Genomic DNA, 21,557 nt, shown 5'->3' with positions numbered 1-21,557 from the left:
TACTTAAAGGAAAAGCCAGAATACTTAAAGGAAACAGGCTTTTACTTAAAGGAAAACGCCTTTTTACCTACGGTTTTTCGCAAAGTTTTGCAGGTTAAAGCGCGTAACGTTAAAACTCGGCAGGAAAACCTAAATACGGTGTTTTTGGGCAAAGAATCACAGAAAACAGCAACGCTTTTGAAATGCCGGGAAAGGCTGGCAAAATCCGCAGAAGCGGTTTTTTGATTGGTAAAAGCGGTACTATATTCGTTTCAGCAGCCCGGAAATGGTTCCTGCTGTAAAAGAAAAACTTACATGAAAATACATGATGTATAATTTTAGGAAGCAAATAATTCGTTTTCATTAGATTACAATAAAATTATGTCATTTACTACCAATCAATTTAAACAAGTTTCTGGTGATGCGCTGCAATATGGTCGCATCTTCCGTAATAATTTCAGCATCGGCCAGCATCCCTTGTTTTAAATGTACCGGCTTTTTCAAATCAGTTGAGTTTTTTAGATTAAAGCTTACCCTGGATAAAAACACACTGTCTTTATAAGGCACTTCATTGATGTTGCTGATCCTGCCCCTAATCATGCCGTACTCTTCAAAAGGATAGCTATGGAGCTTGATTAGTACTTCCTGGTTTTCTTTTACTTTCCCCATGTTGGCTTGCGGAATGGCCATTTCCCCGAAATAGTTGTTGTTGCCGGGGTTGATATAAAACACTTCCTGCCCGGCCTGCAATACCTGGTTTTGCTGGATAATACCTGCAAAAGATAGTTTACCGTTCTGGGATGCACTTAACACATACTTGTTTTTCCAATCTTCAGCCTGGCTGATCAAACTGTTCAATGCTTGAACAAACTTGGCTTTTTCTTCCATCATCTGGTTGTCCAGTTCCAGTATTTCTTTTTGTTTAGCGTCATAATTGCTACCAGCAGTGATCAGGGAAGCATCGGTTTGTACCAATGGGGATTGCTTTGACAAATATTTACTTTCCGCAGCACGGAGTTCGGCGGGTGTTTCCGCTTTTTCCTGCTCCAGCTTTTTGTTCATCTCGTATTCTTCGCCGGCCAATTTAAAATCTCGTTGCTGCAAAGTTTTTTGCGCGGTTAACTGGCTTTTTTGTTTATCCAGGTTGATTAGATCCCGTTGTAAAAAACCTTTTTTCTTTTCATAAAAACCACTTTTAACAGAAGCCTGATAAGTAAGCATACTTTGGCTAAAAGTTTGAAGAGCAGGTTGCAGTTCACCAATATTATAAACAATTTGCCTGTTAAAAACAGTATTGTTTACTTGTCCGCCAGTTTGCAACTGTTGCTGCAACTGCTGCAGTTGTATAAGCAGCGCAAGTACATCCTGATGGTTGGCCGTACTTTCCAAATAGGCCAGCGGCTGGCCTGCAACTACCGCTTGGTTATCCTGTATCAGCAACCTGTTTAACTTGCCCGGCACTTTAGTTACGATAGATTTTGGGGCATCCATAGAACTCACCTTTAATTGTGTTTTTACGATGTCGGGGTATTTGATTAAAGCGGACAGGCCAACGATCATCACCAAAATGCCAAAAAACAAAGTGATGCCCCAGCGCAGCAACCAACCCGGCGGTGCAGTAATAATGTCCTGCATATCGTCCGAGTGGCGGATTTCGCCTCTTTCGTTTACAAATAGTTCAGGCATGGTTTAGTTCCCTAATTCTAACTGGTTTTTCACTAAACGGTAATAATCGCCTTTCAATGAAGTTAATAGCTCATGTGTTCCTTGCTCAATGATACAACCTTTGTCCAGCACTACAATGTTATCGGCATGGCTTACCGTGCTTAACCTATGCGCTACCACAATAACCGTTCGGCCTTTAAAAAACTCCTGTAAGTTTTCCATAATTGTTTTTTCGTTGTTGGCGTCTAATGAATTGGTAGCTTCATCAAAAAAGATATATTGCGGGTCTTTATAAACAGCACGGGCAATCAAGATACGTTGGCGCTGCCCCTGGCTAATGCCGTTCCCTTCTGCACCAATCTTGGTATTGATGCCTAAAGGTAAACCTGAAATCAAATCCTGGATGTTGGCTACTTTAATCGCATTGTTCAGCTTTTGCTTGTCGGGGTACTCATCGCCAACCGCAATGTTTTTGGCAATCGTATCAGAAAAAATAAAACCGTCCTGCATCACCACACCGCACTCACTCCGCCAGGTTTTAAAGCCTATTGTATTTAAGCTTTGTTGGCCGACGGTAATTTCACCCTTTTCAGGCTCATAAAACCTTAGCAATAACTTTAAAATGGTAGTTTTCCCGCTGCCGCTCATGCCCACAATAGCTGTTGTTTTTCCTTGCGGGATAGATAGGCTGATTCCTTTTAATACCGGTTCGTTCCCTGCACCAGGGTAACGAAATGTCAGATTGTTAAACTGCAAACTTTTATCTTCCGGCAAGGCATAGTTAAATTCTTTATTGACCGGTTCTTCATCGTCCAATTGGTGTATCTCGTTTAAGCGTTCCAAGCTGATCCTGGCATCCTGAAAACCTTGTATAAAGCCCAAAAACTGCTGTACCGGGCTGTTTAGTTGCCCTACTATATATTGCACGGCCACCATCCCGCCCAAAGTCAGGTTTCCTTCTATAACGGCTTTGGCACTTAAAAAAGTGATGAGTAGGTTGGTAGCTTCATTGATAAAGGTGGAACCACCCTGCTGGTACTGGTTTAAGGCCAGGCTTTTCACATTGAACTTGAACAGCCTTGCCTGTAAATGTTCCCATTCCCAGCGTTTTTGTTGCTCGCAATTGTTTAGCTTGATTTCCTGCATCCCGCTTACCAATTGCACAATGCTACTTTGGTTTTTGGCCGAAATATCAAAACGCTTATAATCCAAAGAACACCTGGTTTTTAAAAAGGCAACAATCCAAACGATGTAAAGCGCACTGCTTACCACAAACACAAAAAAGATGGTGGCATTGTAATAAGCCAGTACCACCGAAAAAACAAGCAGGTTAAAAAGCGAAAACAAAGTGCTTAACGTAGAACCGGTCAAGAAACTTTCGATGCGTTTTTGGTCGTTCATGCGCTGCATGATATCGCCAGTCATCTTCGTATCAAAGAAGTTCATCGGCAGCTTCATCAGCTTGATCAGGAAATCCGTGAGGATGGAAACGTTAACGCGTGTGCTAATGTGCAACAAAATCCAGGAACGGATAAAGTCAACACTTACCCGGCCAATAATCATCATGGCTTGGGCAATCAGGATGATGTAAACAAAATTAAGGTTGCGCGTATTGATGCCAATATCTACAACCGATTGCGTTAAAAACGGTACAATCAATTGCAGCAGGCTGCCAATGCCGAGGCCAAACAACAGTTGTAAAACCAATTGCTTGTACCTTGTTAAATAACGGAGCAAAAAACCCCAGCTTACCTCCGTCCCTTTTTCGTTTTCCTGTTCATAAAAAACAGGTGTAGGGCTTAGCAACAAGGCGATACCTTCAACCGTTTCTAAATCTGGCAACCAGTTTTTGTTGAATTCAGATTCTGTTAAAGTAACCAAACCTTTGGCTGGGTCTGCCAGAAAGAACTTCCCTTTTTTTATTTTATACAAAACCACAAAATGGTTTTGCCGCCAATGTAAAATAAAAGGCAGTTCTGCTTCTTTTAAATCAGTTAAACCCAGTTTTGCCGCTAAAGAACGGAAGCCTATCTTTTCGGCTGCATCGCTAATACCTAATAGTGAAACTCCTTCTTTGTTGATTTCACAAAGTTGCCGTAATGTTTGTGTTTTATAATTACGGCCATAATGTTTGGCCACCATACGCAGGCAGGTGGGGCCACAGTCCATTTGATCAAGTTGTTTGTAATGGATGAAGTTCAAATTAAAATATTACTTTAATAATTTTGGTTTGCAACAACCTTTTAATCCTCCCAAGTATCAAGATTTCAAATTCGGCCAAAGAGTTTTCAAGGTCAATAGGATCAAATGATTGTTTTACTTCATTTAATAATTCATTTATGCTAAACAGTTTTTTTAAATTTTGAATAAGTAATAAGTCTAAGTCATCCATGTTTATTAACGAGTAACCCTGTAAATCACACTCTGGTATAATTGCCGTGTAAACGTCTGAAGGTTCTGTATTTAATTGCGATTTTATTATAGTTTGGTCAACATAACTTTGGTACACTTCATTCCAGTTATATTTGCATTCAACAATTTCTAATAATGGATCAGCAATCAGTTTTATATCAAACCCCAATTTCGGATATTCAAAAATCAACTGAAAATACTGGGTGTAATTTAAGTCTCTACCATACAAATATTCCTGGGAATAATGAATAAATTTTTGGTTTAATAATATATCCAATTTAGCTTCGAACAGTAGTATGTCTTTTCTGAGTTCATTGCTTAATTCTTCATTTTGAAAATTCTTTTCGACATGTTCGATTGTAGCACTCACCGTTTTCATTAGATTACTACTAAGGTTTAATTTGCAACCTTCTCCAAGTTTTGGATTTACCAAAACCATCAATTCATTTTTTTTAAATTTTGTTTTTAACAAAGCGTATCGGTCAGTCAACCCTCTTTCAGATGGGTTATCTATAAAATGATAGTAATCTTTTTTTAAGGGAATGCGGTTCTTTTTAAACAAGTTTATTATCCTGTAATAATATTCGGGATAGTCAAGCCTTAAACGGTCTGCCATTTGCTCACAAACCGTTTTATCACGTTTAAATACACCTAATACATGTAAATATTGTTTATTGTAAGGTACAGCCGTAAAATCTCCAAAACCAACATATTCATTATCTCCAATCACTTCGTCAAGTAAAACCCCTACCTTTTTTTTATATTTCTTAACCAGAACATAAAATAGGTACTGTTCAAAAAAAATATTAAAAACCCCTACATCAATTTTAGAAAAACTGCTTTCATTTTTTTTAATAAACCCTATTGCTTTCTGTGTATATTCTTGAAAAAAGGCTATATCACATCCACCGAAAATACCAGCATTATAGGCATAAATTGGATTGGTATTTTTTCTTTCTACTATAATTTCTGATGGAAAATAGATTAATTTCGCTTCTAATGCCTTCATATGTGTTTCATAGTAGTCCGTTGAAACTTCTAAATTTTGAGTAATCAATTCCTTTTTTAATAAATTATCATCAAATGGCTTCCATATAAAGACATCCCCATCAACATGTAAAAACGGAGTGTCTTGTTGCGAATAGGAGTATATTTTGGGTAAAGCCCATAATTGTGGATGTATAATGTTCAATTTATCCAGGTTACACACTACCTCTGTATAAGGAAGTTTTAATGTATCTATTAAAATTTCTGCTGCAACACTATCTGCATATAAAATAACCTCAGCATAATATTTTTTTAACTGTAAACAGCTTAATGTCCAGCTCATTAAATTATACTCAGGTGAATACCACCCTGCATTAAATCTTAACAAATCTAGTTGATTACACGACCAAGAGGATTGTACAATTTTCATTCTAATTACTTTTAAAACTGAAATTAATATATAGTTGGAATAGAGTTCAGACCTGTACTTCTTAATCTGGAAACTTTGTAGTGTTTTTTATGCTTAAAATAATCTTTTACCTTAAGCACCTGTTTAAATTTTTGCTAATTTATTTTTCTATGCTTCTTTTATCGCCTAAAAAACAGTCAGATATGATTCGCTTTTTATGGAGGTACGTTATAAGCACCAATTTTATAATGCTAAAAGAAGCATTGTGATTTTTATACAAATAAAATTTAAAAAGGCTCTAAAATTTTCAATTTCTTTTCTACGTGCAGTTTAGCAAGAGCATCTCAGTACTTCAATAACCTTTAGCTGCGAGGGTTTCCTGAATCATCCGTTCAAGCGTTTTTTCATTTTCTGTGTCAATCTTAAAATTTGAAAAAATGATCCGGCCTTTTTGATCCAGTAAATAATTTGTTGGAAATGCCTGGGCATCCAGCGTTCCTTTTGCTCTTTTTAGGTCGTCCTGCAATGGTATGAAACTATAACCACTTTCTTTTAAAAAGGGCAGTACGTATTCATTTTGTGAAGGAAAAATATTTAAGCCTATATAAGCTACCTCCTGGCGGCTCACTTTTTTCATTACAGATTCAAAATGTGGGAACTCATCTCTACATGGGCCACAACCTGGGAACCAGTATGTAAGTAACACTACTTTACCTGTATAATCAGCTAAAGAAGCTTTTGCCGAATTGTAGTAATTTTCCAAGCGAAAATCAGTTGCTTTTTTAGCGCTACTAATCCTTGTTTTTTTGATATTTTCTGCAACCTGGTTACTATCCAGACCCAGCTTTACTGCGTACTTTAACAGGGCTACATGAAACTTATCGGTTGGAAATTTACTGTAAGCGACAGTAAGACTGTCATATGCTGCTCTAACTTGTTTGTCTGCATCAGATGCCTCGGCTTTAAAAAGAACTAATGTTTCTTTAGCATTAATGTGATGTCCAAGTTGGTTATTATCTAATTTTACCTGGTTCAATATTGCGATAGCTTCTTTAGACTTATTTTGTGCTAAAAGATTTCTGGCCTGAATGAATTGTGATGCCACCTTTAGTCGCTCTTGCCAAACATCCACAAATAGCTTATCTTCTATAATCATGGCTTGCCCCAAATCTATCGCCTGCACGGGATCGGTGCTTAATAGCAAATCAAAATATGCTGTCATGGCAGGAGAATACGCTCCAGAATGTGGTTTTGTTTGCCTGATATAAAGCTGTTTATAATAAATTACTTTTTGAACAGGCGAACTGGTATTATTAGCTAAAAGTGATAAAGCTAACTCTGCATTGTCATTATTAGTGGACCATTTGGCGATCTCTAAATATATGGAATCTCTGCGGGCAGGATCAGTTTGTTCAAAGGAAGAAGCGTAATTAAGGACGTAGTTAACATTCTCCGGCGCGCACTGCATTGCTTTCTTCAAATATCCTTGGCGGAGCTTTAGATTGTTTCTTAAGTACGCGTCACCCGCCAGCATGTACCAGATTTGATCATCATCAGGTTTTAACATGCTTGCCTGCTGTAGGAAAGGGACAGCTTTAGAATTTCCGTGATTAGAATAGGCTTTACCTATTGTAAAAGCTATGGTAAAACTTTTAGGAAATTCCTTGATCCAGGCACCATACTGCGTTTCTAAAGCCGGGTCGTCTATATCAAAAGCATTAATAAAAGCCTGATTTGCCCGTTCGCTTTCTGGATATGCTTCTACCTGCGCTTTTAAAGTTTGTATTTGTCCAAGTTCTGCAAGAGTATGGGTGAATTTATTTTGTGCGTAAATTTTATTTACGCACAAAAAAGTTAAAAAATACAGAAGTACTTTACAACAACAAAAAGATTTCATATTATTATATTAGTTTTAATCCGTTGAAATTGGATAAACGACTGAAATTCCTTCTTTAAACTCGTAATAAATATTTCTTATAAAAAGAGTGATATATATTTATCATATGAATAATACCTCTTCTTTTATATTACTAAGTTTTGTTTCGATTTGGAAAACACTCAAAGAGCATAACAATTTGTTAATTTTTAAGTGATAGAAGTAGTAAAAAAACAAATATAATAATTTAAAATGTGTCCTAAACATTCATAAAAAGAGGAGTATAAATATTATTAGCTCCTCTTTTTTATACATTAATTATTGGCAAATAAAGAAAGTGCCATTTGAACAACGCGCTAAAATACACTGACCACTAGAGCATTGGGAACCGTAGGCACATTCATCCATACAACTACCCCAACTAGCGCCACTTCCACCTTTAATTTGTTTCATTTGGTCTCTGGTCAACATACTTTTAATGTCCCCAAAAATGTTTTTTTTCTTTTCCATGATTTTAATTATTAAAATTACCGGACACGCCCCGACTTTAAAACGGCATGTATTATTAAAGTGCATGCTCCTTTACCTTTGCAAAGTATCTTGTTGCTGCTAATTCAGCAGGTATTTAATATCGTTTAATTGGTACAATTCTGGTAAACGGTAACCGTTAATTAAAAATGTGGGCGTGGCTTTTATTTCTGCCATGTCACACCAAATGCTTTGCTTATCTAACTTATAATATTCACTTTCAACTAATGCTACCGGGTAAACTTTAGCCCATGCTTCATAATTTTTCTGCGTTTGCCCATACCAGTCGTGCAAAGCTCTTTTTATCATACTTTTTTCAGGCCAAGCATTTAACGCCATTAAATGCCGGGTAACAGGTGTTTTTATATCAGCTTCCGAATTATTAGCTGTAAATACCAACCGCACTTGCAAATCATCCCGCTTATCTAACCATTCATCCAAAATTTGGTGGGTTTTGGCACAAGGCGGACAATAAGGGTTGCTTACCATGGTAATGATATTTTCTGCATTAACATTTCCCAACACAATACTCCAATTTTCATCAGGCGTGGCATATTTCGGTTGTACAAACAGCAGTTGATCAAAGAATTCCTTGTTATACTTAAGCTTTCTAAGTTGGCTTTTTAAAGATTTGGATTGCTGTGCCTTTAACAACAATGGCTTTAGCAACAACCAAAGGGCTATAGGTAATGCGAGGCAAATAAAAAGATTTAATCCTGTTGACAACAGAACGGATGATAAAACTGCAAACGAGCCAATGTTAAACAAACTTGGAGAAAACAAAACTAAGGAGAAAAACTCCAGCCAAAGCAAAGCTTGTACCGCACAGCAGAGTTTACACCATTGTTTAGCTACCTTTGCCTGGTAATAAATGGAGTAAAAGGTATAAGGCAAGCTAACAATATTAAGGATTGCCAGTGCCTGAAGCATGATAGTTAAACCATGGCTAGACATCAGGACAAGCCAGGTTCCAGTAAAATAAAATAAACCTACTTCGCTCCAGCTCAATTCTTTAAAAACAGTTGCCGCTTTTGAAGTTAATATCGCATTACAATCAGTTTTACTGCTGCCACCACAAAGTTTTTGAATTAAAGGATTATTTTGGTCAATGCTTTGTATCAATAACAAAATACTTACCAAAACGCCGGCGCTCTTAAAAAGCAGCAACAGCACATACGGCAATGTTATACTATTGAAGCTATTAAAATGAAGGAATAACCCGGATATTAAAGCCAACACCAACAGTAAAGGAGCAATAAAGTAACGGAACGAATTAAATAGTTTTGCTAAACTTAATTTCGATTGACTCTTAATATTTTGATTCACCTCATCTGCAACCAATACAGTCCCGGTAAACTTACTTTTAAAATCTGTTAAACTAATTTTTTTCCTGCCATTCCCCAAGTCGACAGCGACTGTGTCTTTCGTAATTTTGGTAACCAACGTAAATTCACTGCCCTGATTGGTACTATATGCAATAAAAGGACAGGGTACATCAAACAAATCCTCGTTACTTATCTGGTAAGCGGCACAATGAAGCCCAAAGTTTAAAGCAACGTCATTTAAAGCCAGTAAACTGGGATAATCAGGATGGGTATTTAACTCTTGAGAAACTGTCTCGGAAGTAAAAGAAAGATTATACAGCTTTAATAAGTTAAATAATACCTCATCAGGATTGGCCCGATTGGTAAAATTAAGCATATCATCAATTTATTTTTTAAAGCTAAAGTTAAATAATTTAGAAAACAAAAATTATTTCAAAATAAATTTTAATGCTCCATGTTATCTTATTTCTTTGATTAACTGAAATTATTATTCAATTTAATATTAGAGGTTTCCCTAAATAGTAATCAATCACCTTGTTTCTAAAAACCAAGTCATACTTTGCCTGGATCAAATCAAATTCAACCTTATTAAAATTAGTGAGCGCAATATTATAATCCACCGAATTAAGCAAACCTGCCTGATAACGTTTTTCGCTTACATAAAGCACTTGTTTGGTTGCCTGGTAATTGCTTTGGTTTGCTGCCAAGCGTTTGTTTGCAGCATTCAAATCCGCTAAAGCCTGATTAAATATTTTGTATAAATTATTAACTGTTAATTGCACGGCTACTTGTGCATTTTGGTAAGTGATTTTGGCTTTACGGATATTAGTTTGACTGTTAAAATGGTTTAATAATGGGATTTGCAGGGTAATACCTGCCGATTGATAAAAGTTATCAGAAAACTGCCTTAAAAAAGGATAACTGTTAACAGTTGAACGATAAGCAGGTTCTAGTACACGTTGGTTGGTGCCATTTACAAAACCGACTGTATCAAAACCAACCTGTTTTGTGCCGGTAATTAAGGAACGGGCATCCGAAAAGTTAGAACCTATGGAACCAAATAAATACAAACTTGGGTATAAACTGCTCTTGGCAACCCTAATATTTTGATAAGCAGCATTCTTTTGCAGGTTTGCCAGTTTAATATCCGGGTTAACGGCTAAAACTTCCTTCCATAATGCTGCTGTGTCTAATTTCCTGCTTTCGTTGGTCAGTTTACTAATATCAGGTTTTATTAGATCAAGCGTTATAGTTTGCATTTCCATCAATTGCTTTAAGGTAAGCAGGTTGGCCTCTAAAGTATTTTGGATATTCGTTTCATCTAATTCGGTAGTCGCTTGCTGGGCTTGTGCCTGAGCCAAATCAGCCAAAGATTTATTACCTGCGTTATAGCTTTTTTGTGTCCTTTCTACACCGAGTTTAGCTACCTGCACTTGTTGCCTGGCCGCTTTTAACAGATCTTCACTGGCCATAACCTGCAAAAAAGTAGTAGCCACGGATAAGATCAAATCATTTTTTATTTTGGCTATGTTACTTTGGTCGGCTTCGAGCAACAACTTGTTCTGTACAATTTGCCTTCGTAATTGTCCGCCCTGAAATAAGGCTACTTGGGTGTTAAAACTACCATTTACCAAAAATACTCGTTGGTTGATGTAATTATAAGTAGAAACATCTAATGTACGCCCCCAGTTAAAAGAAGATTGCGGACTGGCACTGATACTAGGCAATAAATTATACTTGGCTTGCTTTAAGTTTTCTTCGGTAAAAGCAGCATTAAATTGTGCCTGTTTAATTTGCAGGTTTCGGTTTAGGGTAGAATCAATGGCTTGTTGTAAAGTTATTTTAAGCTGTGCGTATGAATTTATGTGTGAAAAGAGTAAGTTCATTGTACAAAGTATTACAATTAATAACCTTTTAAAAGATAATTCGAAATTCATAACAAAAGCCTGTTGTATTACGAGTTTTAGGTAAATTACTAAAATAACAAAAAAGAGAAAAGCATTTTATCCCGGTTCCTTTATCATCTTTACAATTATGAAATTAGAGTGTGTGTAAGCTATTAATAAAGCTTTGCTACCTTCATTTTTTTATTGCTTCGGTAATGATTACTAAAATCATCTTCGAGTGAAACTATTAATTCACTTCCTTTATTAAACAAAGCATACTACGATTTTTTTAAATTCTACACGATACAACAGAAAATTTGTTTCTAACAATATTAAGGCTAAAAATCTTTAAAAACTGTTTTAATAACCTACATCTTATCTATATAATCAAACTGTTTTAAATTCTATAAAAAGTTGTCTTATAATGAATTAAATTTATAAAATACAATTTTCTTTAATATTGAGGTCAATCGCATTTGTTAAAATCTTTAAACCTCGTTTACTTTGAGGTAACAATTATACTACATCTGAAGTATACAGTTGTAACAACCTAAAATTTAAATAAAATTAAGAATGAAGAGAATCTACTTTTTTAAGTATGGCCTGACCATGCTGTTTTTAATCAATGCTTTTATCGCTTTTGCACAAAATGCTTCAATATCAGGAAAAGTGATTGACGAAAAAAGCCAGCCCTTGCCCGGTGCCAGCGTAACCATAGACGGCACTGCCCTGGGTGCTACAACCGATGTGGACGGCAACTATCGTATAAGCGGTGTACAACCCGGCACTTACAGTTTAACTGCCCAGTTTGTAGGTTACACACCGCTTAAAAAATCGGTAACGGTTAGCGGAACTGCCAATGTGCAGGTTAATTTTCAAGTACAGCCAACATCGCAATCGCTAAATGAAGTTGTAGTGGTTGGTTACGGAACGGTTAGAAAATCGGACGTAACGGGCGCGGTAACAAACCTGGGAAGCAAGGATTTAAACCCGGGGCCTATCACCAACCCATTACAACAAATTGCAGGCAAAGCGGCGGGCGTAAACATTTCACAAGTTGGCAGTGAGCCTGGCTCTGCTCCATCCGTGCGTATCCGTGGTATTACTTCGCTTCAAGGTGGTAATGATCCTTTGGTTGTGGTTGATGGCGTACAGGGCAACATAGATTTGTTAAACCAAGTGCCGCCAAGCGAAATAGCCACAGTGGATATATTAAAAGATGCCTCTGCAACTGCGATCTATGGTTCACGCGGTGCGCCGGGCGTAATTATTATTACCACTAAAAAGACTGCTGCTGGTAAAACCAGTGTTGAATATACCGAAAACAGTTCATTGGATATAATCCCTAAAAAGTTGCATGTATTAAATGCAGATGAGTGGTCAAACCAGGCCAACCTGTTAGGCGTAAATATTTCCGCAAACCACGGCTCAAATACCGATTGGTATAACCTGCTTACCCAAAACGGTTTTACCCAAAACCATACCCTGGCTATTGGCGGCGGTGCCAATTCGTTTAATTACCGTGCATCCGTAACGGCTATTAGCCAAACTGGTGTGGTTATCAATTCAAAATACCAAAATTATATCGGCCGGATCACTGCAACGCAAAAAGCCCTGGATGATAAATTGACCATTACCATGAACGTAAATAGCGGTATTAACAATGCTAATTACAGCCCTACAGGTGTAGGTAATAATGCTTTTAGTTCAATTTTAATCAATCAAGCCAATGTAGCAAGGCCAACCGACCCTGTATTTAATACGGATGGAACTTATTACCGGGACCCAAATGTTTTTCATTACACCAACCCTTATGCGGTTGCTAAAACTGTTCAAAATAATGGTGCCACGAATAACCTTTTTACTAGTTTAAGAGGAGACTTGGATATTTATAAAGGGTTATCGGCCGGCTGGTTTGGCAGTTGGAGAAAAATTGATTTTAACTCCGGTTATTATTTGCCTGCTGCATCAACGGATCAAACAGCCATTGATTATAACGGGTTTGGTAATATTCACAATGATCATACGGACGAAAAATTAATGGACATTAATTTGAGTTACAAACATGATTTTGGAAAAAACCACCTGGATGCAACTGCCGTATATGAGTGGCAGGCACAAACTTACAACGGCAGTTTTACACAGGCCAGAGGCTTTGTAAATGACCTTGCAAGTTATAATGCTTTACAATTGGGCGATATTTCAAAAGTTTTCCAGGGCGATATTTCTTCCTACAAAAATGACAGAAGGCTGGTTTCTTTACTGGGTAGGGTTAATTATTCCTACAATGACCGTTACCTGCTTACCGCAAGTTTTAGGCGCGATGGTTCAACGGTATTTGGTGCAAATAACAAATGGGGAAATTTTCCTTCCGCATCATTGGCATGGCGGGTTGACCAGGAAGATTTCATGAAAAACCAGCATACATTGAGTAGCCTTAAATTTAGGGTTGGCTATGGTGTTACCGGTAACCAGCAGGGAATTGGGCCGCAAAATTCGATTGCATTAGTAGGGCAAGGAACCCCACCTTCAGTATTTTTTGGGGGAACTACAATTCCAAATTATTTTTATAGCCAAAACGCAAATCCAAATTTGAAATGGGAAACTAAAAAGCAGGCTAATGCCGGCTTAGATTTTGGATTTCTTAATGACAGGCTTACCGGTACTGTGGATGTGTTTACCGCTAATACAGACAATCTTTTGTTTAATTATTCTGTGCCAGTACAAGGACCATTTTTTGTTGGTAACATTCTTGCAAACGTTGGTAGTTTACAAAACCGAGGGCTGGAGCTTACTTTAAGTTATACGGTTATTAAAAGCAACAATACCACATTAACCCTTGCAGGCAACGGAACTTTACTGCAAAACAAGGTATTAAGCCTGGGAGGTAATATACAAGGTTTTAATATACCTACGAATTATGTTGCCTGGGGGCCAAATGCTTATCTTGTTGTAGGTAAACCTATTGGTTCTTATCTTATTTTACAACACCTTGGAAAAGATGCAAATAATGCAGAAACCGTTGTTGACCAGAATAAAGACGGTGTAATTGACCAGGGCAATCAAAGTCAAGACAGGATAAGCGAAGGGCAATCTTTACCAAAATATAATTATGCTTTTACACCAAGCTTCAGTTATAAAAACTTTGATGCTTCCATGGTTTGGCGTGGTTCGGGCGGCAACAAAATTTACAACGGCCTAAGGCAGCAATTGAGTTTAGAACAGAACTTAGGTAAAGCAAACTTATTGGAAAGCGCCATTCCCTTAGGAATAGCTTCCTCACAATATGGTTCAGACCTTTGGTTAGAGAACGGTTCGTTTTTAAGATGGGAAAACCTATCAGTTGGATATCGGTTTAACCTAACTAAAGTTAAATATATTAGTGCTTTACGGGTATCCCTAACCGGTCAAAATTTAGCGTTAATTACAAAATACAAAGGCCTGGATCCTGAAATAGATGTTAGTAGTTATTATAATCCGCAAACTCAGTCAGTTTCAACAGGTGGGGACTTTGGTAATTATTACCCCCGTACCCGGACTTTCTCTGTGGGTTTAAATGTTATTTTAAAATAATTAAATCATGAAAAAAATATTCATCAGTATTTTTATTGTTGGCCTTGCTGCACAAAGTTGTACCAAGGTTAATGAAAATGTGTATGACAAATATCCTGCTCAACAATTTTTTGCAACGCCGATAGGTGCTGATAACGCCTTAGCCAATGTGTATGCAAAAATCACAGGTTCCTGGGGTTCGAATTACGCCGGCCGCGACAACTGCTGGTATGACCTTAACTCTTTTTCATCAGACGAGCAGGTGATACCGCACCGCAATACAGGCGACTGGCAGCTTGACTTTGCACAACTGTACACCCATACAGCATTACCCAGCCTTGGCATTATCAACAATACTTGGAACTGGGCGTATTCTTCTATTTATAGTGCAAACCTGGCAATAGCAACGCTCACAACAGCAAAAGCTGACCCTTCCAAAATTGCGGAAGCGAAAGTTGCCCGCGCCTGGTTATATTATTTATTGATAGATGATTTTGGTGATGTGCCTTTTTATACAGACAACAATACGGATGTTTCTAAAATCCCGCAGGCAAAAAGGGCAACAATTTACAATTTTATAGTATCGGAACTTAAAGCCAATGTTGATTTGCTTTCTGAAACAAGAGGTGGTACTTATTATGGCCGCTTTAATAAATGGGCTGGCTACATGGTACTGGCAAAAGTTTATTTAAATGCCGGGGTTTATACTGGTACACCTGATTGGGCAGATGCTTTAGCCGCTTGTAATAAAGTAGCATCCGGTGGCTTTTCCTTGCATCCTGGAGCTGCTAATTCAAGCAGTCCGTTGGGATACCAGTACTATGAGCTGTTTGGAAACACTTGCCCCAATGATGAAACTATTTTGGCTGAATACATCACCCAAAATATTGTTAGCGGTAACATCTATGCCATCAGGAGCCTGAACGGTCCGAATGGTTTGGCACTTATTGGCTTTTCCGGCTGGAACGGTACTATTATTCCTGAAGAGTTTTATAATAAGTATGATGCCAGCGATATCAGGAGAAAACAATTTTTGGTTGGTCCGCAAGTTGGTGGTGTTACCTACACTGCTTCGGTATCATCCATCATTTCTCCGGGTGCAGGGCCAAATGAAGGTGTAAGGGATGTTAAGTTTTTCCCGGTTGCGCCATCCGATGGCAGCGGTGAATCAAACGATTTCCCTATCTACCGTTATGCCGACCTGTTGTTGATGCAGGCAGAGTGCAACGTTCGTTTAGGGAACGCCGCGGCGGCAGCACCATTTATCAACCAGGTGAGGGACAGGGCAGGTTTAGGCCCTATTGCCACCCCTACTTTGGACAATATTTATGACGAAAGGGGCTTTGAGCTGAATATGGAAGGCCACCGCAGGCAGGATATGATTCGATTTGGTAAGTTTTTGCTGCCGCATGGTTTTGTTCAAACAACACCTGCCTACAGGCTTATTTTCCCGATACCAACTGCTGCACTTAACGCTAACCCAACTTTGGTACAAAACCCTGGATATTAACAGTTGCAAGCTTAGCATGCTTCTTTTACCCTATAAAAATTGGTATCTGATCTGTCCCAGCTTAAACAAAGCAAAAGCAGCACTTCACCAATTTTTAGGTGGTAAAAGAAGCATCGAAATAAGCAGAACAGATTTTTAATGCGTTCTATCAATCATTTCATTATGAAAAAAATAATTTACAGTATTTTCCTGCTTAGTTTTCTTTTTGCTGTCTCCTGTAAAAAAGATGCCACCTTAACAACATTGCAGCCAGTTTCTTTTGGTTCTTCAATAAAGGCTTCTGCAACTTCGGTAGCGCTTACTTCTAAAAACGATTCCTCTGCCGTGTTGACCATTTCCTGGCCGGCCGTTGTTTATCCGGTTAAAGCATCGGTAACTTACACCCTTCAGGCTGATATCCCTGCAGATACCTTGGGCAGCAATGCCTGGGCAAATGCAACCAGCGTGGTTGTGGGCAACGATGTTTTAAGCAAGTCTTACAAAGGTGCAGATTTAAACACCCTTGCGATGGCCCTTGGCATCCCTCCTGGCACAGCAGGAAACCTAGCTTTCAGGGTCCTGGCTTATCAAGATCGGTATGCTTATTCTAAAGGTGTTACTGTGAATGTAACTCCGCACCCGTTAATTGCTGTTTATCCGCTTTTATATGTTCCCGGCGATTATCAGGGCTGGGATCCGCCAACTGCACCAACTATGGCGGCACTTAAACCCCAAATTTATGATGCGTATATCAACATACCGGCCGGTGGCACGTACTATTTTAAATATACCAATGCCAGGGATTGGAACCATACCAACTATGGTGATGCAGGCGGAGGCAAATTGACAACTGATGGTACTGCAGCCGGACTGCAGGTGCCGGGAGCAGGTTATTATGAACTTTCTGCAAATTTAAACACCAATACCTGGACTTACACCAAAACTACCTGGTCTATATTAGGGGATGCAACACCAGGCGGCTGGAGTACAGATACGCAGCTTACTTACAATGCTACTACTCAGGTTTGGACGGTAACCGCTAATATGCTTTCAACAGGTTCATTTAAATTTAGGGCCAACAATGCTTGGAACATTGATTTTGGCTTGGATGCCAATGGTAAATTAGCTTATTCTGACAGCCCTGCTTCTATTTATGGCTCTAATCCTGCTATAACAAACATAACCGTACCGGTAAGCGGAAATTATACCATTACCCTGGATTTGCATAATCCAAGCAACTATAATTATACGCTCCATAAAAACTAATTCATCAGGCAGTTCATCAACTGCCTGATCTTATTAAAACTTACTATGAAATTAATAAACAACAGGAATATATTTAAACTTCTGCTCCTTTCATTCATTACTGTTTTTAGCAATTGTAAAAAAAATAATGATACGCCTGTTTCAGATACTTCTTACCCGCAGTATGGTACGCCGTTTGCCAATGTCCCCAACACGCAGGACGTTATTGTTTACCAGGTAAACCTTCGGGCTTTTAGCAGTGATGCCAGCTTTAAAGGCGTTACTGCAAGGCTGGATTCTATTAAAGCTTTAGGTGCCAATGTGGTCTATCTGTTGCCAATTTACCCGGTAGGTGTTCTTAAATCGGCAGGCGGCTTAGGTTCTCCGTATGCGGTTAAAGATTATAAAGCAGTTAACCCTGAATTTGGCACTTTGGCCGATTTACAGAATTTGGTAAATACGGCACATGCAAAAAACATGGCGGTTATGTTTGATTGGGTTGCCGATCATACTTCCTGGGACAATGCCTGGATCAGCAATAAAAGCTGGTATCAGCAGGATGCTAATGGCAATATCATTTCTCCGCCCGGTTATAATGATGTTGCTGCACTTAATTTTACCAATCAAACCATGCGCACAGCCATGATAGATGCCATGAAATATTGGGTTTTTACCGCGAATATTGATGGTTACCGTTGTGATTTTGCAGATAATGTTCCGTTTGATTTTTGGAAACAGGCAATTGACGCATTAAGAAGTATTACTACTCATAAACTTATTATGCTGGCCGAAGGTGCACGGAGCGATCATTTTAATGCAGGCTTTAACATGAGATATGGTTTTGCCTATTATTCTGCCCTTGAAGCCGGTGTTTTTGGCAGTTCAAAATCTGTTACAACGCTTCAAGACTTAAATACTTCGGAATATGCCGGTGCCTTACCTGGTTCTCAGGTGATGAGATATACCACTAATCATGATGTGTACTCAAGTGATGGAAGCCCGATTACAGTTTATGGGGGCAAAACAGGATCAATGGCCGCATTTTTAGTAACCGCTTATATGAAAGGTGTCCCGATGATTTATAATGGACAAGAGGTTGGGTGTACACGAGACCTGAACATTTTTTACCACAACCCGATTGATTGGACCACCAATCCGGATATGACTGCAGAGTACAAAAAGATCCTGAATTTTAGGGCAGGCAGCGATGCGGTAAAAAACGGACAGTTAACCCAATACAGCAGTGATGATGTGGCCGTTTTTACGAAATCAACAAGCAGCCAAAAGGTACTGGTGATAGCCAACCTGCGCAACAACGCGGTTACTTATACAATACCTGCAAGTTTAAGCGCTTCCGGATGGAAAAATGCTTTTACCGGTGCTTCGGTTACTTTAAACAGCCAAATGTATTTACAGCCTTATCAGCATATGGCATTAACGCAGTAGTTGATATGCGATGAACAGGAAAATAATTACGCTTTCTTTTTGTTGTATATTTTTCTCTTTGTCAATTTCAACTGTATGCGCCCAAACAACTGTGAAGCCGGCAGAAACAAAAATCACCAATGGTATAATTGATGCCACTGTATATTTGCCCGATGAACATACCGGTTATAACCGCGGGCCGAGATTTGACTGGGCAGGGGTTATCCCTAATTTGAGCTATAAAGGTCATACTTATTTTGGCCAATGGATTGATACTTACAGCCCTACAAGCCACGACGCTGTTGTGGGGCCTGTTGAAGCTTTTGACCCTTTGGGTTTTGATGAGGCAAAACCAGGAGAAACGTTTATCAAAATTGGCATAGGCGCCCTTGTTAAGCCCGATAGTTTGGCTTATAACTTTATGAGGCCCTATGCCATTTCAAACTACGGAAACTGGAATATCAAATCAAAACCTGATAAGGTGAAGTTTTTTCAGGCATTAAATGAAAAGGAATATGCTTATGAATACAAGAAAAGCATACAGTTAAAAAAGCACCGGCCTATCCTGGTTATTACCCATACTTTAAAAAACACAGGTAAAAAAACTATAGAAACCGAGGTTTATGACCATAACTTTTTTGTTATTGACCGGCAGCCTACCGGCCCTGGCTTTGTGGTTACTTTTCCGGATGACCTGCATGAAAAACTGGATGGAATGGAAGCTTATGTAAGCATCAAAAATAACCAGCTTATATTTTTAAAAGAACTGAAGGATAAATACATTGCATTTAAAGATTTAACGAATGGCAAAGGCGCGTCATATCATATAAAAATTGAAAACCAAAAAACAGGCGCAGGGGTAAAAATTACAGGAGACCGCCCAATATCAAAACTGGCTTTCTGGTCATCCTTAAAAACCTTATGCCCTGAACCCTATATAAAAATAAGGGCAAAGCCCGGACAAAAAGTGAGCTGGAAAATCAGCTATGAATATTACACGGTTAATAATTAAAAGAAAGGCTGGATAAAACCTGATCAGGTAACAGGCTGGGCCTGTTACGGATTTTTTTCGATACTTCTTTTATCCTATAAAAATCATTGGTCCGGGTATTCCTTTTGTTTCAAATCAAGGCAATACCAAATTTATAGGGATAAAAGAAGCATTGCCTTTTTTAGGATAAATAAAACAGCCACTTTAACAACGATTTTTGAAAATATGTCTAAAACAGCTATACGCATAACCATCAGCCTTTTTTTGGTTTTATTTTCGCTGAAACCAGGTTTGTTTGCCGCACCGCCAAGCACCAAAAGCACACTTGTTACCTATCCAAAACCTGATGGCCTGCAAACCAGTGCAAACTTTACTGTCAGGGTAAACAATAGTCCGGTTTGGACCGAACAGATAGGCAGCGGCGGCATGGAAAACCTACACGTGGCCAATTTTTCTTGTTCCGGGCCGCAGGCAATTACGGTTGTTGCATCTTCCAAAATCAGCAAGTATAAAATCGGGCCGGCAAGCCGGGCAATTCAAGCAAAGGTAAACGGGCGCGAACTTAACTTTACCATTTCGGGCCCTCAAAAATTGTATATTGAAATTGATGGCCTGCCTGCTTTAGCCATTTTTGCAAACCCATTAGAAACACATATCCCTAAAAACGGAGATCCCGGAGTTTTGTATTTTGGCGCAGGAACCCATAACGAGGGTGAAATTAATTTAAAGAGTGGCCAAACGGTTTACATAGCCGGAGGGGCGGTTGTAAATGCCAATGTTAGGGGTAAAAACCTTAAGAACGTTAAAATTGAGGGAAGAGGAATTCTCAACGGAAACGTTCGGATTTACGGTAGTTCCAATATTGATGTTAGCGGTGTTTTCATCCGTAATACTTCTAACTGGAGCAATACGCTTATTGATTGTGAGCATACTGTTTACAACAATGTAAAGGTTTTTAGTTATAAAGGCGTTTGGGGGATTGATGGCATTGACCCCGTTTCCTGCAAAGATTTTAAGATCAACTATTGTTTTATCCGTACCCGGGATGATTGTATTTCGATCAAATCCATGGGCAGGTTTGGTAGCGATACCGTTAAAAACATCAATACAGATTCTATAACGGTAACCAATTGTTTGCTGGTGGGCTGGGCGCACGCTGATGGCGTTACTTTAGGGTTTGAACTACAGGGAGGTTTAGTGCAAAACGTTTTGGTAAAAAATTGTGATATTATTTCTGCAAACGGCCAGGGCAGAACAGGAGGGCATTCCGGGTTCAGTATTGTTTGTGATGGCCCTTCTTTGGTCCAAAATATTCGTTTTGAAGATATCCGGATCGAAAATCAAATTGAATACAAAAACCTTGAACTGATTGTAACCGAGGGTAGAAGATATGGAACTGCCGGGCCCGGCAATATCAAAGGAGTTTATTTAAAAAACATCCGTTGGGCGAATGCAAACAAGCCATTTGTCATCGCCGGGATCCCTACCAACCTGATTGAAGACATAACTTTTGACCATTGTTTTTTAGCAGGGAAACCCCTTTCCGGCATTAACGACGGAGATTTTCAAATAGAATTTGCCAAGGATATAAAATTCATTGCAGGAAAAAACACACAACAAGTTATATCCAAAGAATAAGCGCCGTTTAGATTTAGACAAGAAAAAATAACGATGCTTCTTTTATGCCTATAAATTTTGTGTGGGGCATTATTTGGCACAAAAACCAAAAAAGGCAATGATTTTTAGGTGGTAAAAGAAGCATGGGAAATAGCCGGACAGATTTAAACA

At 38.6% G+C, this 21,557-nt stretch carries 13 protein-coding genes; 6 read left to right on the top strand and 7 right to left on the bottom strand.

What is annotated here, in order from left to right; translation table 11 throughout:
• Positions 1-363: 363 nt before the first annotated feature.
• The 7 genes from Q0192_RS03235 to Q0192_RS03205 all read right to left on the bottom strand — a co-directional run bounded on the left by Q0192_RS03235 (position 364) and on the right by Q0192_RS03205 (position 11,067).
• A complete protein-coding gene (locus Q0192_RS03235) occupies positions 364-1,665 on the bottom strand; it encodes an HlyD family efflux transporter periplasmic adaptor subunit (RefSeq protein WP_299285994.1) in 1,302 nt (433 codons plus the stop codon).
• A gap of 3 nt (positions 1,666-1,668) precedes the next feature.
• Positions 1,669-3,846, bottom strand: coding sequence for a peptidase domain-containing ABC transporter (locus tag Q0192_RS03230; protein ID WP_299285991.1), 2,178 nt, complete (start codon positions 3,844-3,846; stop codon positions 1,669-1,671).
• Between the two features lies 1 nt (position 3,847).
• Complete coding sequence (locus Q0192_RS03225; RefSeq protein ID WP_299285988.1) at positions 3,848-5,473, bottom strand: DUF6734 family protein; 1,626 nt, start codon at positions 5,471-5,473, stop codon at positions 3,848-3,850.
• A 331-nt stretch (positions 5,474-5,804) separates the two neighbouring features.
• Positions 5,805-7,349 carry a TlpA disulfide reductase family protein gene (locus tag Q0192_RS03220; protein ID WP_299285985.1) on the bottom strand — a complete coding sequence of 515 codons (1,545 nt, stop codon included), beginning with the start codon at positions 7,347-7,349 and terminating at the stop codon, positions 5,805-5,807.
• A 297-nt stretch (positions 7,350-7,646) separates the two neighbouring features.
• Positions 7,647-7,838: a hypothetical protein gene (locus tag Q0192_RS03215; RefSeq protein ID WP_299285982.1), complete on the bottom strand. Its 192-nt coding sequence runs from the start codon at positions 7,836-7,838 to the stop codon at positions 7,647-7,649.
• Positions 7,839-7,937: 99 nt separating this feature from the next.
• Positions 7,938-9,557, bottom strand: coding sequence for a cysteine peptidase family C39 domain-containing protein (locus Q0192_RS03210; RefSeq protein ID WP_299285979.1), 1,620 nt, complete (start codon positions 9,555-9,557; stop codon positions 7,938-7,940).
• A gap of 115 nt (positions 9,558-9,672) precedes the next feature.
• Positions 9,673-11,067 carry a TolC family protein gene (locus Q0192_RS03205; protein WP_299285976.1) on the bottom strand — a complete coding sequence of 465 codons (1,395 nt, stop codon included), beginning with the start codon at positions 11,065-11,067 and terminating at the stop codon, positions 9,673-9,675.
• Positions 11,068-11,640: 573 nt separating this feature from the next.
• On the opposite strand from Q0192_RS03205, the gene Q0192_RS03200 reads away from it, so the two are divergent.
• The 6 genes from Q0192_RS03200 (at position 11,641) to Q0192_RS03175 (ending at position 21,407) form a co-directional block, all read left to right on the top strand.
• The gene (locus tag Q0192_RS03200; RefSeq protein WP_299285973.1) at positions 11,641-14,640 is read left to right on the top strand and encodes a SusC/RagA family TonB-linked outer membrane protein; all 3,000 of its coding nucleotides are present in this window, start codon (positions 11,641-11,643) and stop codon (positions 14,638-14,640) included.
• 7 nt (positions 14,641-14,647) lie between these two features.
• Positions 14,648-16,129, top strand: coding sequence for a RagB/SusD family nutrient uptake outer membrane protein (locus Q0192_RS03195; RefSeq protein WP_299285970.1), 1,482 nt, complete (start codon positions 14,648-14,650; stop codon positions 16,127-16,129).
• 162 nt (positions 16,130-16,291) lie between these two features.
• Complete coding sequence (locus Q0192_RS03190; RefSeq protein WP_299285967.1) at positions 16,292-17,374, top strand: SusE domain-containing protein; 1,083 nt, start codon at positions 16,292-16,294, stop codon at positions 17,372-17,374.
• Between the two features lie 45 nt (positions 17,375-17,419).
• The gene (locus Q0192_RS03185) at positions 17,420-18,799 is read left to right on the top strand and encodes an alpha-amylase family glycosyl hydrolase (RefSeq protein WP_299285964.1); all 1,380 of its coding nucleotides are present in this window, start codon (positions 17,420-17,422) and stop codon (positions 18,797-18,799) included.
• Between the two features lie 91 nt (positions 18,800-18,890).
• Positions 18,891-19,790 carry a hypothetical protein gene (locus Q0192_RS03180; RefSeq protein WP_299285961.1) on the top strand — a complete coding sequence of 300 codons (900 nt, stop codon included), beginning with the start codon at positions 18,891-18,893 and terminating at the stop codon, positions 19,788-19,790.
• 204 nt (positions 19,791-19,994) lie between these two features.
• Positions 19,995-21,407, top strand: a complete 1,413-nt coding sequence (locus Q0192_RS03175; RefSeq protein ID WP_299285958.1) for a glycosyl hydrolase family 28 protein — start codon at positions 19,995-19,997, stop codon at positions 21,405-21,407.
• Positions 21,408-21,557 lie beyond the last annotated feature (150 nt).

This window comes from uncultured Mucilaginibacter sp., from assembly GCF_937859865.1.
Taxonomy (GTDB): domain Bacteria; phylum Bacteroidota; class Bacteroidia; order Sphingobacteriales; family Sphingobacteriaceae; genus Mucilaginibacter_A.
This window is presented reverse-complemented; position numbering and strand designations above follow the sequence as displayed.